The organism is Paenibacillus sp. JNUCC 35, from assembly GCF_058269095.1.
Genome location: NZ_CM177771.1, coordinates 4452171 through 4466792, shown reverse-complemented (window position 1 = coordinate 4466792; position 14622 = coordinate 4452171). Strand labels below are relative to the sequence as shown.

The window sequence follows — 14622 nt, the reverse complement described above, 5'->3', positions numbered from 1 at the left end:
TAGAAGACCGGGGACAAAAGAGGTTCTACAGGAACTGGGGGGACAGACATTTGTCTGAGAAAAAACCGGCAAAACCCGGAGACCGGGAAATTACCTATCAAGTGGGGCGCCGCAAAGGCCGTATCCGCACGGCAAAAGCGAAGGACCCCGCGCAGGACGAGAAGCTTCCGGAACCGAAGCGGGAGCCTGTCAAATCGAAAAAATCTGCATCGGAACGAGAAAAAGCGAAGACAGAGGCCGAGCGTGCGTCCTCCCGGTCCTCCCGATCCCGGCAGGTTGAAGGGATGGAGGCCGCAAAATCGTCTGAGTATATAGAACATCCAAGCAATCCTTCTCCTGCGGCTGTTTCCGGCGAAAGCGCGAATCGGGCCCCAGACCCGTCAGACGCTGCCGTTCGGACGAATCTGGAAGAGAAAGCGAGACCCATTTCCGGGGAGAGCAGCCGCCTTATGGAGCTGCTGTGGCGATCAACTCCGCTGCCCGGTTGGCGGGCGGCGACAATGATAACCTGGGTACTGCCTGCCGCGGCAGCGGCGTGTACCCTCTGGGTCGTGTCCAGGCTTTTAACATTCGGCTGACAGCCTTACGCAAGGGAGAGGATTTCAATTCAATTGTTTACAATTCTGGCCGTATTCACAGCCTTTTTCGGGCTTCTTGTAACCGCCGCTTCCGCTTATACCGCCTGGATCCTGCACCGGATGTGGAAAGGGGACATGCGAGGCGCTGTTCCCGAACAGCATGCGGCAAAATTTTTGCAGCGGATTACTCCGCTTGACTATGCGCAGTTTGCTCTCATGGCGATCGGAATCATCATGCTTCTTGCCGATCTTGTTGCGGTGCTGCGTGATGCGAAAGCTTTTCCCGATTATCACATCGGTTATTTGCTTTGCGGATTTTTATTTGTATTTCTGGGTATGCTGATGAGCTTCAACCGTCTGCTTTTGACGGTCCGGGCGTGGCGTTCCTCAGGCGGAGCGATTTCTCCACATCATCACGGCCAGCCACACCGAGCTGACAAGGCCGAATAACGGATAAAGCGCCGACAGAAGCGGCTTAAAGCCGATCAGGCTGACGATATAGCTGAGCGCGATAAGCAGGAGAAGAACGGTCCTGCGGCCGAGGCCCGTCCGCTGCTGCAGCTGAAGAGTCAGCCCATATGTATTGGAAAGATAGGTCGTAAAGATTTCTCCATAGATGACAAGCAGATACACAAAAGGGATGACGGTTCCCATCCCGTCCATAATCCGGGCCATCGGAATGCCGAACTGGCGGATTCCCGGCATCTGTGCGCTCAGCGCATAGTGCGCGGCGAATAGCAGAAGGCCGATTCCGAGCCCGCCCAGCAGTGCGCCCCGGAAAAGTACGCGCCGGTCTTTGATCTGGGCGCCGAGCGGAACGAGAACCGCTTGGGCGGTGGCCAGGTTGAAGCCGACGTAGAGCAGGGGCGCGGTCCAGACGCTGAGCGGCGAATGGTCGGTACCGAGGGTCAGCCATGCCTGCGAAGTGGGAAGCTTATTCGTGTAAATCACCAGAATAAGACTGAACGTGGCCATTACCGGCACGACGACCGTGTTCACCGCCATAATCGCACCGATGCCGCGTGTAATTACGGCATAGGACAGGACAGCGGTGACGAGCAGTCCGCTCTGGAAGGGCAGAGACAAGTGCTCGGAGAAAACCGTTCCTCCGCCGGCGAGCATGACCGAAGAGATGCCGAAAAGAACGAACAAAGTGAACAGAGAGATCCATCTGCCGATTTTCGGGCCGAATAAAGCGATATTCAAATCTTCGTACGACTCCGCCCGGACATCGTGCGCCATGAGCATCATTTTGATGCCGAGCCATACAAACAAGACGCTCGCGAGCGCGATGGTTAAGGAAGCCGCCGCGCCGTAGCGGGTAAAAAACTGCAGGATCTCCTGACCCGACGCAAAGCCCGCTCCCACGACCGTCCCGACATACGTAAAAGCAACCTGTGCGGTTTGCGTCCATGTTTTAGAAGCCATTCTTCTCACCCTTCACGTTTCGTACTAGTACAAGGTATGTTTCGGACCGGACGGGCATGACAGCAACATAAGAAACGCGCAGGAACAACCCCGTTAGGAGTGTTATGTAGTGAAAGAAACGATATTTGAGCTGATTTCCAATTACGGGTATACGGCTCTTTACGCTTTGCTTGCCGCCGGCATTGTCGGCCTGCCGATCCCCGATGAGACGCTGATGACGTTTGTCGGCTCGCTTACGATGGACACCGGTCCGTTGAATTTTACGCATTCACTTATCGTCTCCTATCTGGGAACGATGACGGGGATGCTGATTTCCTACACGGTCGGACTTCGGCTCGGCAAGCCCTTCCTTTACAAAATAGGAAAGTGGGTCCGCATCAAACAGGAGCGCATCACCCGCACGGAGCTGTGGTTTCAGAAATACGGCATGTGGGCTGTCTTTTTCGGGTATTTCGTTCCGGGACTCAGACATTTCACCTGTTATCTGGCCGGAGTCAGCGGGATTTCCCTTTGGCGCTATCTGCTTTTTGCCGGATCGGGCGCTCTGCTGTGGTGCTGTACGTTTCTTTCGCTCGGACATTTCATCGGGGCCAATTTTGAAGCGGTTCTGCACGGTTTTCACACTTACCTCGGCATCAGCATCATGTGGCTCGCCGTTGCCGCCGCAGTCGGTTTTCTTATTTTCTATCTGGTTCGCAGAAAAAGAAAAAAGAACAGTTAAAAACCCGCAAGCCCTAGGGCTGCGGGTTTTTAACTGTCCGTATACCGGCGTTTAGCTGGCCGGGAACAATTTGATGGATTGAATCGTTTGATTGTCGGGATCAAGGTCCAGCTTCAATACGGTATTCTGGGCTTTGTAGGTCAGCACGTAATCCGTACGGTTGTTCGGCTTGCCCAGAACGTCCCCGGCATCGTCGGCGGTTTGTCCGAGACGCAGCCCGCCAAGGCCCGGATCGATATCGGCCGATTGGATCTGGACGAATTCGAGGCGGTCGAACACGTTGAAGCCGACGGAGAAAGACCCGTATTCGTATACCGTGACGGACTGGGGATCCTCGTCCATGACGAACATGTTCTTCGCTTTTCCGAAGAGATTCAGCACCTCGTCTTTAGGCGTGCCCAGCGTGACGCCCATCAAGGTCGGATTGTTGACCCGGTATGTGTTCTCCGGAGTCACCACGGGCTTGGCTTTGACCGGCCCTTCCGTATTTTCGTTGGAAGAAACGGCGGCCGAACGATCGGGAGCCGGTGTCTGCCCGGCTGCACCGGAAGGCGAAGGCTGCGCGTTTCCGTTAGATTCTGCCTGATTTGCGGAGGGACCGGCAGTTTCTTTCCCCCAAAACGTATGTACAGCTTCACAGCCTGCCGCCGCCGGCAGAACGGAGATCAGAAGACCGATCATCGCTGCTCTGCGGAGTTTGTTCTTCATTGCAATCGTTCCTTTCTTCTGCCGCTCCGGTTTCGGACGCGAAGCGACATTCCTTATCATAAGCCCTGGGGACGGTTCGTTCAAATTTCATATTAGCCTGGATGGGGTGAAATTAGAGACTGGCGTTCGTTCATACGGCTCCGTCATCTGCCTTGCACGGCTTAAGCCGTCTTTTCTTGCTTTGCCGCCGGCAAAGAGGGCGGCATTAAATGCCTGTTATTTATACAGACTCGTAAAAGGGCCGAAAAGTTCCGGGAGAAAGGGCCTAAGGCGCAAAATGGGACTTGAAACCTATGTTTGGCTTGTGGTACGTTAACACATATTCAAAGGTGGAGGAGAAGCTATGGAACTGTTGAAACAACGTATCTTAGAAGCCGGAAGCGTCGTTTCCGACCAAGTCGTTAAATTGGATGCCATCTTGAATCATCAAGTTGACCCTGCATTGATTATGGAAATGGGCAGGGAATTCGCCCGGCGTTTTGTAGAAAGCTCACCTACCAAAGTGCTGACTGTCGAATCGTCCGGAATTCCGCTCTCTTTTGCCGTCGCAAGCGAGCTGGGCGTCCCGTTTATTTTCGCGAGACGTAAAAAGTCGGTGACCATGGGCGAGGATACCTATTGCGAACGTGTACCGTCCTTCACCAAAGGAATCGTGACGGATATTATGGTTTCTTCCCAATATATAACCGCAAACGACCGGATTTTAATCATAGACGACATTATTGCCAACGGCGACGCGGCCAGAGGGCTGATCCGGATCGTCGAACGCGCGGGAGCCGAACTGGTCGGCGTCGGGATCGCCGTAGAGAAGGCGTTTCAAGCCGGAGGCCGGGCGATCCGGGAGCAGGGAATCCGTACGGAGTCCCTCGTGACGATAACGTCTCTCGAACAAGGACACATCGTGTTCGCCGATTAACCGTTATTTTATGAAAACATTTTCATTCTGCTTCAATACTTTCCTGGACGGGGTAAATTCGATATAATAGAGGAAGGTAACTGGAGAGGAGGGATCGCTATGGGAAATGAGCAAATTCCAGCTGAATATTTGCTGGAGAAGCTGTCCGAAGCGAAGAACCATTTCGAACGCGCCCTAGACTGCAAACACACCGAGTTTGATGATTTGTACCCGTATATGATTGAACACCCTCAATTTTTCTGGTATAAACGATACGTGGCATGGTCTGAACTTCTTACGGTGGTCAAATTCTTCACGGAACTTTCCGTTCCATGGGAGTCCCAGTTTACGGTTCAGCAGGTCGATTATATCAAGAAACGCGTTATGTCGAGCAAAGTGTTGGATTGCTGGTTTGAAAATACGGATTCCAAAGAACACGTCGGCTGATGTGTTCCTCATAAGCAAGACCTGCCGGGCTTCCCGGCAGGTCTTTTTTTAATTCAGCACATTCATTTCTTCGATATGTTTGCGGGTCTCTTCCGTCCCCAGATTGTAAAGCGTCTGATAAATCTGTTTGAGATCATAGTCGTAGGCGTCGTTTTCTTTGTCCTTGTGATATTCCTTAAAAGGCAGGAGAGCCCGGAAATGTGTCTGCTCGTCCGACTCGTCTATAACCTCGAAAAGCTCGGCCAGTTTGTCGATTTCCTCATCCGTTGCCTTAATTTCGAAATCGAAGTTGATCTCGTCCGCTTCGTCGACGATTTGTTTGGAACCTACGCTGACGTAAAAAGTTTTTTTGCCGTCCATCGCTCTTCGCTCCCTTCTTATAAGCCTGACCGCAGGTTGTACCCTTTCTCTTAAAAGGATTGCCCAACTAGCCGGCTTCTAAAACTCCCGCAGTCCGCAGATTTTATTACCCGGTGCCCGAAAAAAATGAATCAGCCGTATTCCGTCCGCTCTTCGGGCTCTCTTGGCTTGCCGCCGTGTTTTGTGTATGCTAGTAGGGATGCCGGTTTTGCCTTGCAGGCAAGCGGGCCGAAGAACCAATAGATACAATTGCCCAGGAAATGTTTTGGAGCAAAAGGAGGGCTTGTCATGATCAGCGACGAGCAGTTAGACCGATACCGGATTGACGGCACCCTGCTTAGAATCGTCAGGGATGCGGATCCGCACAACGATATAAGAGGCTACGTGGTGGCATGGAACGAGTCGTCCGTCGCTATTCGTAAACGCAGCCGGAAGCTGGTGCAGCTGGACAGAAAGTATGTTTATCAGCCGTATACGGAGAGCCGTCCCGCTGAATATACGCTGCCAAGGGAAACTAGCGAGGGCGAGGAGGCCTGATCCGTTGAACACTCAAGAAACGCTCATTCAGACGGTAAGCCGCCCGGCTGCAGCAATTACCGCAGCCGTGAAAGAAGGCGCGGTAGGGAGCTATCTGCTGCTGGAAGCTCCGTTTCCTCTGAGGACGTTAAGCTCCGCGCCGTGGGGCGGCGGTTTCGGTTATCACCGGACGATCATCAACCGGAAGGTAGACAAAACGTATGCCTGCGGAGATCCGGTGACGGAAATGAACGGGTTCCTGGAGGCGGCAGGTCTGAACAGGGAGGAAACGGCCTGCCTGCTGACCTCCGTACATATGAGCGGCCTTGGCGAAAGTCATCTTCGCCTGGACGCTCCCGCCCACGTGCCGGTAGGAGCCGACGACCAAGCTGCGCGAAGCTTTCTCGATACGTCTGACAGTAAGTTGGATGTTTCCTCCGAAGCCGATCGGGAAGCGCAAAGCTTTTTTGAAGCATTTGACGGAAGACCGGACACTCGAGGGACAGAGAAAGCAAGCCTCTCCGCAGCAGCAGACAGGGATTCGGCGAATCCCGTGAACGGCATCGGCGCGGCCGAGCCCTCTGCCACTGCCGCTTTCGCGGCGGACACCGGAATAGCCGTCAGCGCCTGGGTCACCGTCGGCTATTCCAACAAGGCGCGTGCCGGACGCGGGCTTCCGGCTTCGGCGCTTTTTCCCGGCACGATTAATATTATCGTGGCCGTAGAGGGCGAGTTGACCGATGAAGCCATGGTCAACGCCGTCATTACCGCCACCGAGGCGAAGGCGGCGGCATTGCAGGACCTCGGCGTAGCGCTGGAAGACGGCAGCGGGGCGACGGGCACGACGACGGACGCCGTGCTGATCGCTTCCACGCAGAGAGGCCGGCTCCACCGCTACGCCGGAACGGCCACTTACCTCGGCCATATGATCGGCCGGTCCGTTTATGAAGCCGCCATGCAGTCCGGCCTGGCTTACAAGAAGGCCCTGGCGCTCCCGTAAGGTGAGACACCGGTGTACACAGCTGCCAGCGCATGGCCCGGTTTCTTATAACGGCGGTGACCTGTAGGTCCTTCACAGTACACATCACCCCTCGGTGTGGCGGTTCGTATGGTACGCCTCTTCATAACAGCGCAGCGCCTCCTTCCTATAGGATGGCGCTGTTTCTTTTTGTGCGATCATGATAGAGAAAACGTTGGAATAAGCATGGAATAAGCTTGAACGCCTTGTAGTGAATCCGCCCGGATTTTTATGAAACCCCGGAAGAACCCAGCCGTATCATCATGAAGGAGAGGGGGGATTGCCATGGAGTGGAGTTTGGATATACCGGTGCTATTTTTGGCGCTCGGTTTTACGTGCTGGTGGCTGGGCGAATGGATTTTGCTGACCCCTCTCAACGCCGTGGAATTTCCCGTTCCCCCGGTCACTTCGGACAAAAGCGGTTCGCCGGTTCTTATCCGGCTCATCGGATTCGGTATTTTCAGAATCCGGCGAAAAGTTCCCGTCAGGAGCGATCATCATTCCGATGAACCGGATTCCTCCCGTTTAACGCGATACAGGTTATTGTCGGTATTGCCGCTATCAAAAAACGGGAGGAATCCTTTATGTCACTTTTACAACCCTTTATCTCTTTGCTGGACCGTATTCTGAACGTAGTAGCCGCCTTTACGAATGATTGGGGGCTGGCCATCCTGCTGCTTGCCCTGCTTGTGCGCAGCCTTCTATTCCGCGTAAATCTGCTTAGTGCCCGGCAGCAAGTGAGACAGATTCGTATGCAGCCGGCCATCCGGCAGCTCCGGGAGCAGTATGCGAACCAGTCCGGCAAGCTGGGCGAGGAGATGCTCCGGCTGTATTCCCGCTACGGCATCAAACCTGGGCTCGCGTTTGCGGCGGGACTGATCCAGATGCCGATTTTTATGAGCCTTTATCCGTATTTTTCTCTGCACGGCGCTCAGATGACCTCCATGCTAATCCCATGGATGCAGTCGCTGGGCGTTCCCGATCCGGCGCACGCACTGCCTGTGTTGTATGGCATTATAGGATGGCTCGGAATGCTGATCAGCCTCGTTCCCGATCCGGCGGCGTCGCAGCCCACGCTGCTCAGGGTGGGAATGCCGCTTGCCATCATGGCCGTTTCGTTGACGGTGATATGGCGCTCTCCGGCTGCGCTTGTTCTTTACTGGGCAGGAAGCGGTATCGTTACGATACTGGAACGTTTATTCTTCCGCTCGTCATACGGTCAAAAACTGCTTCACAAAGGAATTCCGGTCCCGGAACCGGTAAAGGATTAGAAACGCGTTCAGTCCAGATAAGGCAAGGGAAAGCCGTTACGGCTTTCTTTTGTCTTATTTTGGCTCAAATGTATGGATATGGCGCGTCTCAAAAAAAGATTAAAAATATGTTTGACAAACGTCTTGCCACATGATATATTTAATCTCGTTCTTACAAAGCACGCGGTCGTGGCGGAATTGGCAGACGCGCTAGATTCAGGTTCTAGTGGTGTAACAGCCGTGGAGGTTCGAGTCCTCTCGACCGCATCAGCAACACAGGAAAGCCACTGGCTACCGGTCAACCGGAGCAGGTGGCTTTTTTGTTTTTCATTAAAAAATCCTTCTTTAAAAATGAAACGAATGCCTGGCCTTTTTCGTATAACCATTTATAAATAAGTGGAAAATGGGTAGTATCAAAAAGGAGTGTGTTGTAATTTGGAAAGAACAATGACGTATTCCCACCAAGGATCGCTTTCTCACATCTTGCGGACATTTGCGCTTTCTCTGCTGATCTCGTTCGTAGGCATGCTGGTGGGTGCCATGATTGTACCGCCGTCGATCATCCCGCTGTTTATTGTCGTTGAGCTCGTAATGATCGTGGCGGCCATTGTAGTCCGAATGCGGGGCAAAAACATCGGCTACGGGTTCCTGTACGCCTTTACGGCTATCTCGGGCGTAACCATGTACCCGGTTATTATGTCGTACGGTTCGATAATCGGTGCCAACCTCGTGTCCGGGGCATTTCTGGCTACAGCCGTTATATTCGGGGGACTTGCCTGGTACGCGGCCCGTTCCGAGAAGGACTTTAGTTTCCTGGGAGGCTTCCTGTTCGCGGCAACGATCGGCCTCGTGCTGATGGGCGTGCTATCTCTGTTCGTCAACTTCGGTTCGACGCTGAATCTGCTCTTGTCCGTTGGCGGCATTCTGATCTTCAGCGGCTGGGTGCTCTATGATGTCGCTCAATACCGCGAAGGCGTGGCAGCGGAAGAAGTGCCGCTCGCCGCAATGAATTTGTATCTCGACTTTATTAACCTTTTCCTGTATATTCTGCGCTTTATCGCTTCGATTGTCGGCATCAGCCGCGATTGATGCAGCCCGACTTACAGGATGATCAAAAAACCGGCTGACGCCCTGAAGCGTCAGTCGGTTTTTTTGTGCGCCATTTCAGCGGCCGCGGTGTTTGTCTTTGGCTTTCTGACGGGCAATCTCGCGCTTGCGGGCCGCGTCTGCCTCGCGCTCTTCCCTGGATAACGTTGTCCGCACTTTCTTGCGGTATTCGAGATCCGCCCGGATGGCTGCCTGGGCCATCGTGGAAGGGCCCTTTTGCGCTAGCTCTCTGGAAGCCAGCCGCGCAAGCCGTTTCGGATTTATTTTCCGTTCAACTGCGGGAACGGCACGAACGCCTTTGCCGACACTTTCAAGCAAGCGGAGCAGATCGTGCAGAACAAAGTCCAGCACTTCCCCGTCAAGGGGCTCCGTTCCGAATATGTGCCTGGCTGCAAGCAGGCTGCCGCTTCTTTCGTCCTCCGCAATTCCAATCCAGTACTGCCCGTTGTAAAAAACCGTTAATTTCATGTTTTTTCCCCTCCGTTTAAGTAAACAGAGCGCCGGACATCCCGAGGGGGAAGGCTACGACATGTTAACAGATTTAATCAGGCTTAAATCTAAAGCATGCATCCGGACTACCAACCGGACTGTGATTTTACGCTCCACTTTTCATTATAGGAGGGGAGGGGGCGATTGGAAAGAGTCATGATCGGGAATGTGCGCGCATGTTCCGTTTTACGAAAGGATGGTCCGGGAAATACTAATGTTAAAGAAATTGCGTTCTTAATGCGGAAAGGAAGGGCTGACAAATGGCAAAAGGCGGAGAAGAGCTCGTGAAATATATAACGGAACAAGTGGTTCACTATATAGAAACTCCAAGACAAGTACGAAAGGAAGCACGCGTCAGGCACAAAGAAACCAGAGAAAGCTGGTCGGTCCACTGGTTCGGGATGATTCCCCTGTCCATCTCCATGATCATAAAGGCCGTAAGGCGCCGGAGCAAAGACTGAATGTTTAACTCGCAAGGCGGAAATTGAAGCGATTGGTCAAAAAAAGAAGCTTCCTCAGGTTCACGGCGGAAACGGTAAACCGTTCCGGGACCCGGGGAAGCTTTTCTATGGGAAAGAGGAGGAGATACCGTCAGTCGGGTAAAACTGTCCGAGCGAAACCGCTTCGTCCAGGAGAACAAAGCGTCTGCCTTCCTGCTCGAAGGCGATAAAAGCGGCGCCGCCGGTCCAGCGCAGAGCGCCGGTTACGGGAAGCGGCAGCGTAAGTCTGCCCCCGAAACATTCACAGACGAAAGTCAGGGACTTGCCGGCCGCAAGGTAGGGCGTCAATTCTTCATAGGAACGGATAGGGAGCGCTTTTCGGGTCAGCCAGGCTATCTCTTCATAAGGATCGGACGGCATGACCTCAAGCGGCGTTCCGGGTGTATGTTCAAAGGCTGCGCCATGCAGCCCGAGCAAACTTGAATCACTTGCGGGCGAATAATTTTGAAAGGTCCGGATTTCACCGGTTTTGGCATCGACGAGAATACGATTGTTCCCGGCGGGAACGGTCCAAACCGCATGGAAGGCATCCGTATAAAGACGGCGCAGCCTTGTTTCCGCGGAGTCCAGCCAAGCTTGATAGGACATGGATGCAGGAATGATGGCGTGCTGCACCAAGGTTCGGTGCAGCGTTCGGGTGCTGAACAGGGGATGTTCGCCTGTTCCGTATTCGATGAGCTGCAGGGTGCCGTTTTCGGCGGCGGACACGATCAGATAGCCTGTCTCGCGACCGTTATCCGTCAGCAGGACGATCCAGCCGTGGGTACCCGGCCCGAGAGGAGCGACCGTCCACTTGGCGCGGTTCCAGCCTTCGAAACCTTTCCGGCCGGCAAGACTGTCGATCCAACGTACGATGTGTTCGTTCAGTACGGTACCGGTGTTGGACGCTCCGGGAGTATCTGACGGTTCATTTGCCGTGAAATCCGCCAGAACCTCGGCGGGTCTGATTCCGGGAAGGATCGTGTACCTTTTATCCAAAGACGCTCGTCCGGTTTCCTGCTTCATGCGTGTTGCCGAGCCGGGAAGGGACTCTTGAGCTTCTTGAGAGAAGAGTTGTTCACCCTGCGAGAACGAAGGGGGCCCGGCAGCGAGCCAGACAACGAGCGCCAGTAGCGCTGCCGTCCATACAGCTGTGCGGTTCATTTGTTCACCTGCCTGCCGTTCATTCTATAAATCTAGTGTAAGGGAATCCTTGCAAAAAGTTTGTTAGAACGTGTAGGCCGGCCCATAGGAACTTTTAGCGACTTTCGTCGCATCTTCACCTTTCGTCCGCCCTTAAATGAAATAATCCGCAATTGATGACGGATACATGCACTCTCGGCCGGTATTGCCAGTCTACCTCCGCCTGCCGGGCCGCATAGCGGGTCTCCAGCTCTTCGCGGGCTTCCGGTTCGGCTGCCGCGAGCATGCCTTCGTAATACAAGCGGACGAGCTGATGCTCCTCGGCCAGCACCTGGTTGGCACGGTCCGCCCAGCGGTGGTCGGTGCGGCGGATTTTCTGCTCCAGGTAATCTTCCAGGATCGAGGCGGCCCTCGAAAGGGTCAAATTATCGCCGAGCAGATGAATGTTGGCCGGCAGTTTCGGTGCGAGCTTCCTCGTCAGCATGGAGGGATGAAACTCTTCGCGGATTTCTCCCGTCGTCATTTGAATGGCCAAGGAATGAACCTCGCTGCGTTTCATATCGCAGGCATACTCCACCTTGTAGTTCACATTCATCCAGCTGCAGTAGGTGAGGGGAGCGGAGCGCTCCGGCAGAGAACTGCCGGTTGCTTGCGGCGGAGCCTCGAACAGCCGGGTAAACCGGCCGTTGTTCAAGGCCGTCGCGAAGAGCTGCTGCAGGCGGCGGCTGCCGAAGGTAACCTCGTCGCGGGGGACGCGGCCGACCGGCGGAGCGGGGGCCGTGCCGAAGTACCGCCCGAGGATGCTGTCCGCGGAGCGGATCGCTTCGGGCGGACTTCCGCCGCTTCCGGCGTGGACGGCGTTTACCTGGCCGTGGCCGGAAGAAGCTCCCGGCTCCGTGGTGACCGCCGCCGGACCCGCCTGAGCCCCCGGCCCTGCTGCGCCTGCCGCGAGCGTGCCCTGCGGGCTCAGTGTCCCGCTGCTGCCCGCGGGAACAGTGCCGCCGCCGGCCGCCTGGCCACCGCCGCCCGCAGCGCCAGAGGCCGCGGAGACGGCACCGGCAGGCGCCCCCGGCCCGGCCGTGACTGCCGCGCTGCCGCCCGGGGGGGCATTACCCGGCCCGGCGGCACCTTGCGCCCGGCGCTCCACAGCGGCAGGCTGAGGCCCGGGCGCTGTGGAAGCGGCCCCCAGCGGCCCGTTAAGCGGCCCGGCCGGTACGGGACGAGCCGCCGCCGCGGCTGCCGCGTCCCCTTCCGGATCGAAAACGAAACGGTAGGTCATCGTTTCGGGTTCGACTCCGGTGCGCTCAACGAAGCTCCAATAGTAGGAGCGCCCGGTGAGTTCTTTATCCGCCTCCGGAGAGAGGTTCACGATGACGGCGTGCTTCGTTTTTTCGATAATGCGGCAGTTGTACGCTTCCAGAAACCGCATAACAAAGCGTTCAACCTGGGCGGTATTCATGGTTCACCCCGACATTCTGCCCGATGGCGCTGAGTATGGAACCGATTTTGGCTTTCCTTTCGTTTTCCGGTTCAAGCTCCTCCCGGATGCCGGTAAGCGAATCCCCGAGCCGGTCGATCTGACGGCGGATGTCTTCATCGGAACGAGATTCCATCATCATTTTGAATAGGGAGCTTTCCAGCGAGGTCGATTTTTTTTCCAGACGTTCCAGAATCGAATCGAGTTCGCCGATGACCAGCTCGAACATGTTTATTTTTTCGTGCAGCAGGTTCAAAATATGCTCTTCGATCGTATTGCGGGTAGAGAGATTGTAGATTCTTACGTCGTCCGTCTGGCCCAGCCGGTGCACCCGCCCGATTCGCTGCTCCACCCGCATGGGATTCCAGGGCAAATCGAAATTGATCATATGATGGCAGAACTGGAGATTGATTCCCTCTCCGCCGGCTTCGGTTGCGACAAGCACTTGGGCGCGGGTACGGAAGAGGTCCATCATCCAATCTTTTTTGCCCCGGTTCATTCCCCCGCGATAGGGGACGGCCGTAATTTTGTTCTCTCTTAAATAGTTCAGCAAATATTCCTGGGACGCCCGGTATTCGGTGAATATGATGACTTTATCATCAATCTCCCGGATCAGATTCAATACGGTTTCTGCTTTTGTGTTAGCCTGGATGCTGCGGATTCGCTCGACCAGCTCCCATATTTTGGCCCGGACCGGAGAGTTTTCTTCCGTCTTTTTGAACATGTTGACTAAGGTTATAAAAACGGCGTCCCGGGAGCTGCACACTTCTCTTTGAAGGGTGACAAGCGCCAGCGTATTGCTCGGTTGGTCCTGATTTTGTTCATACTGGCTGCGGATAAAATTCGTGACGCCATCGTAAAGCGCCTGTTCCTCGGCAGAAAGCGTAAGCGTGATATTTTTCACGATTCGTTTCTTGAACTCGACATTTCCGTCGCCGCGCCGGTTGCGGATCATAATTTTGGAAAGCTCCTGTTGGAGAACGCCTTCGTTTTTCGGCATTCTTTTGGCCATAACAAAGTTGGCTTGAAAATTCGTCTGCGCCCCGAGCTGCCCCGGCTTCAGAAGATTAATCAGATTGTACAGTTCTTTAAGATCGTTCTGTACGGGCGTAGCGGTAAGCAGCAGGCAATATTTTTTACGCAGCTCTCCGACGAACTGGTAATTCGTTGTTTTTTTGTTTTTGAGTTTATGGGCTTCGTCCACGATAAGCATGTCGTAATCCAGACCGAGCACGATCTCCCGGTGCGGGTCCCGCTTGGCGGTGTCCATGGAAGCGACAATCACGTCGCACGTCTGCCACATGTACGATTTTTTCTGGGCGGCTGCCGCGATCCCGAATTTCTGATTCAACTCCCGGACCCACTGCAGGACAAGCGAAGCGGGTACCAGAATGAGCGCTTTGCGTACAAGTCCGCGGATCATATATTCTTTTAAAATAAGTCCGGCTTCGATCGTTTTGCCGAGTCCGACTTCATCGGCCAGAATAGCCCGCCCGCGCATGTCGTACAGCACTTTCTTGGCCGTATCGATCTGATGGCTCATGGGCTCGATTCCGTTCACATGCTTCAGGCACAGAAGCTCGTCGAAGGAGTGGATCAGGCTCGACTTTTCCGCCTCGTAAGCAAGCTGGTACAAGGTCCAATTATCCCAGGGGCCGTTACGGACGACACGCGACTCCCAGTCCAGAAACCATTCCCGATCCGTATGCATGCTCAGCCCTTCATGAATCGGGCGGATGTGCTCCGTTGTCTGGTTGTTCATCTAGGCTCTGCCTCCTTCTCGAAAATGGGCCGTATCCCGGGCGCCGTTTCCCGACCCGTCTGCCCGTCATCCGCTTGCTGCTGCCGTTATGAGCGGTCAGCCGTATGCAATCTGCAACTTTGTAACTAGTATGATCCAAAGAAGGAGGTTTCATAACGCGGCCGCATTGCCGGGATTTCTTCGGCTTGTGCCGCCACAGACATCCTTGCCGGGAGCTCTATCGAATGTTATCGGAAGCGCTCCT

The 14622-nt window shown here is 54.7% G+C and carries 17 protein-coding genes and 1 tRNA gene; 11 read left to right on the top strand and 7 right to left on the bottom strand.

What is annotated here, in order from left to right; translation table 11 throughout:
- Positions 1 to 50 precede the first annotated feature (50 nt).
- Together AC2TF6_RS20125 and AC2TF6_RS20120 are read left to right on the top strand one after the other, a co-directional pair.
- On the top strand, positions 51 to 578 hold the full coding sequence (locus tag AC2TF6_RS20125; protein WP_491308209.1) for a hypothetical protein: 528 nt from the start codon (positions 51 to 53) through the stop codon (positions 576 to 578).
- A gap of 33 nt (positions 579 to 611) precedes the next feature.
- On the top strand, positions 612 to 1028 hold the full coding sequence (locus AC2TF6_RS20120) for a hypothetical protein (protein ID WP_491308208.1): 417 nt from the start codon (positions 612 to 614) through the stop codon (positions 1026 to 1028).
- Here the strand turns inward: AC2TF6_RS20120 and AC2TF6_RS20115 are convergent.
- A complete protein-coding gene (locus AC2TF6_RS20115) occupies positions 966 to 2006 on the bottom strand; it encodes a YkvI family membrane protein (RefSeq protein ID WP_491308207.1) in 1041 nt (346 codons plus the stop codon). The two genes, AC2TF6_RS20120 and AC2TF6_RS20115, sit on opposite strands and share 63 nt — an antisense overlap.
- A 109-nt stretch (positions 2007 to 2115) precedes the next feature.
- Between AC2TF6_RS20115 and AC2TF6_RS20110 the strand changes: the two genes are divergently transcribed.
- Positions 2116 to 2727 carry a DedA family protein gene (locus tag AC2TF6_RS20110; RefSeq protein ID WP_491308206.1) on the top strand — a complete coding sequence of 204 codons (612 nt, stop codon included), beginning with the start codon at positions 2116 to 2118 and terminating at the stop codon, positions 2725 to 2727.
- Positions 2728 to 2778: 51 nt separating this feature from the next.
- Here AC2TF6_RS20110 and AC2TF6_RS20105 read toward each other — a convergent pair whose 3' ends face one another.
- The gene (locus AC2TF6_RS20105; RefSeq protein WP_491308205.1) at positions 2779 to 3435 is read right to left on the bottom strand and encodes a hypothetical protein; all 657 of its coding nucleotides are present in this window, start codon (positions 3433 to 3435) and stop codon (positions 2779 to 2781) included.
- Positions 3436 to 3778: 343 nt separating this feature from the next.
- Between AC2TF6_RS20105 and AC2TF6_RS20100 the strand changes: the two genes are divergently transcribed.
- Together AC2TF6_RS20100 and AC2TF6_RS20095 are read left to right on the top strand one after the other, a co-directional pair.
- Positions 3779 to 4351, top strand: coding sequence for a xanthine phosphoribosyltransferase (locus AC2TF6_RS20100; RefSeq protein ID WP_491308204.1), 573 nt, complete (start codon positions 3779 to 3781; stop codon positions 4349 to 4351).
- Between the two features lie 99 nt (positions 4352 to 4450).
- Complete coding sequence (locus AC2TF6_RS20095; protein ID WP_009674785.1) at positions 4451 to 4777, top strand: hypothetical protein; 327 nt, start codon at positions 4451 to 4453, stop codon at positions 4775 to 4777.
- A 48-nt stretch (positions 4778 to 4825) separates the two neighbouring features.
- On the opposite strand, the gene AC2TF6_RS20090 is transcribed toward AC2TF6_RS20095, so the two are convergent.
- A complete protein-coding gene (locus AC2TF6_RS20090; protein WP_009674764.1) occupies positions 4826 to 5137 on the bottom strand; it encodes a hypothetical protein in 312 nt (103 codons plus the stop codon).
- 288 nt (positions 5138 to 5425) lie between these two features.
- Between AC2TF6_RS20090 and AC2TF6_RS20085 the strand changes: the two genes are divergently transcribed.
- The 5 genes from AC2TF6_RS20085 (at position 5426) to AC2TF6_RS20065 (ending at position 9010) form a co-directional block, all read left to right on the top strand.
- On the top strand, positions 5426 to 5674 hold the full coding sequence (locus AC2TF6_RS20085; RefSeq protein ID WP_491308203.1) for a hypothetical protein: 249 nt from the start codon (positions 5426 to 5428) through the stop codon (positions 5672 to 5674).
- Between the two features lie 4 nt (positions 5675 to 5678).
- Positions 5679 to 6653, top strand: a complete 975-nt coding sequence (locus AC2TF6_RS20080; RefSeq protein WP_491308202.1) for an adenosylcobinamide amidohydrolase — start codon at positions 5679 to 5681, stop codon at positions 6651 to 6653.
- Between the two features lie 602 nt (positions 6654 to 7255).
- Positions 7256 to 7942 carry a YidC/Oxa1 family membrane protein insertase gene (locus AC2TF6_RS20075; RefSeq protein WP_491308201.1) on the top strand — a complete coding sequence of 229 codons (687 nt, stop codon included), beginning with the start codon at positions 7256 to 7258 and terminating at the stop codon, positions 7940 to 7942.
- Between the two features lie 162 nt (positions 7943 to 8104).
- Positions 8105 to 8188: transfer RNA gene (locus AC2TF6_RS20070), tRNA-Leu, on the top strand.
- Between the two features lie 168 nt (positions 8189 to 8356).
- Positions 8357 to 9010, top strand: coding sequence for a Bax inhibitor-1/YccA family protein (locus AC2TF6_RS20065; RefSeq protein WP_009674792.1), 654 nt, complete (start codon positions 8357 to 8359; stop codon positions 9008 to 9010).
- A 75-nt stretch (positions 9011 to 9085) separates the two neighbouring features.
- Here AC2TF6_RS20065 and AC2TF6_RS20060 read toward each other — a convergent pair whose 3' ends face one another.
- On the bottom strand, positions 9086 to 9496 hold the full coding sequence (locus tag AC2TF6_RS20060) for a YjdF family protein (protein ID WP_491308200.1): 411 nt from the start codon (positions 9494 to 9496) through the stop codon (positions 9086 to 9088).
- Between the two features lie 281 nt (positions 9497 to 9777).
- Between AC2TF6_RS20060 and AC2TF6_RS20055 the strand changes: the two genes are divergently transcribed.
- Complete coding sequence (locus tag AC2TF6_RS20055; protein ID WP_491308199.1) at positions 9778 to 9978, top strand: YqzE family protein; 201 nt, start codon at positions 9778 to 9780, stop codon at positions 9976 to 9978.
- A 105-nt stretch (positions 9979 to 10083) separates the two neighbouring features.
- Here the strand turns inward: AC2TF6_RS20055 and AC2TF6_RS20050 are convergent, their stop codons facing one another.
- The 3 genes from AC2TF6_RS20050 to AC2TF6_RS20040 form a co-directional block, all read right to left on the bottom strand.
- Positions 10084 to 11160: a hypothetical protein gene (locus AC2TF6_RS20050; protein ID WP_491308198.1), complete on the bottom strand. Its 1077-nt coding sequence runs from the start codon at positions 11158 to 11160 to the stop codon at positions 10084 to 10086.
- 115 nt (positions 11161 to 11275) lie between these two features.
- Complete coding sequence (locus tag AC2TF6_RS20045; protein WP_491308197.1) at positions 11276 to 12598, bottom strand: YqhG family protein; 1323 nt, start codon at positions 12596 to 12598, stop codon at positions 11276 to 11278.
- A complete protein-coding gene (locus AC2TF6_RS20040) occupies positions 12579 to 14378 on the bottom strand; it encodes a DEAD/DEAH box helicase (RefSeq protein WP_491308196.1) in 1800 nt (599 codons plus the stop codon). Before AC2TF6_RS20040 ends, AC2TF6_RS20045 begins: the two co-directional genes overlap by 20 nt.
- Positions 14379 to 14622 lie beyond the last annotated feature (244 nt).

Coding starts and splice junctions, on each gene's coding strand:
- AC2TF6_RS20100 (WP_491308204.1), top strand. CDS start 3,779: ATGGAACTGTTGAAACAACGTATCTTAGAAGCCGGAAGCGTCGTTTCC.
- AC2TF6_RS20055 (WP_491308199.1), top strand. CDS start 9,778: ATGGCAAAAGGCGGAGAAGAGCTCGTGAAATATATAACGGAACAAGTG.
- AC2TF6_RS20040 (WP_491308196.1), bottom strand. CDS start 14,378: ATGAACAACCAGACAACGGAGCACATCCGCCCGATTCATGAAGGGCTG.
- AC2TF6_RS20105 (WP_491308205.1), bottom strand. CDS start 3,435: ATGAAGAACAAACTCCGCAGAGCAGCGATGATCGGTCTTCTGATCTCC.
- AC2TF6_RS20085 (WP_491308203.1), top strand. CDS start 5,426: ATGATCAGCGACGAGCAGTTAGACCGATACCGGATTGACGGCACCCTG.
- AC2TF6_RS20095 (WP_009674785.1), top strand. CDS start 4,451: ATGGGAAATGAGCAAATTCCAGCTGAATATTTGCTGGAGAAGCTGTCC.
- AC2TF6_RS20075 (WP_491308201.1), top strand. CDS start 7,256: ATGTCACTTTTACAACCCTTTATCTCTTTGCTGGACCGTATTCTGAAC.
- AC2TF6_RS20050 (WP_491308198.1), bottom strand. CDS start 11,160: ATGAACCGCACAGCTGTATGGACGGCAGCGCTACTGGCGCTCGTTGTC.
- AC2TF6_RS20045 (WP_491308197.1), bottom strand. CDS start 12,598: ATGAATACCGCCCAGGTTGAACGCTTTGTTATGCGGTTTCTGGAAGCG.
- AC2TF6_RS20060 (WP_491308200.1), bottom strand. CDS start 9,496: ATGAAATTAACGGTTTTTTACAACGGGCAGTACTGGATTGGAATTGCG.
- AC2TF6_RS20090 (WP_009674764.1), bottom strand. CDS start 5,137: ATGGACGGCAAAAAAACTTTTTACGTCAGCGTAGGTTCCAAACAAATC.
- AC2TF6_RS20115 (WP_491308207.1), bottom strand. CDS start 2,006: ATGGCTTCTAAAACATGGACGCAAACCGCACAGGTTGCTTTTACGTAT.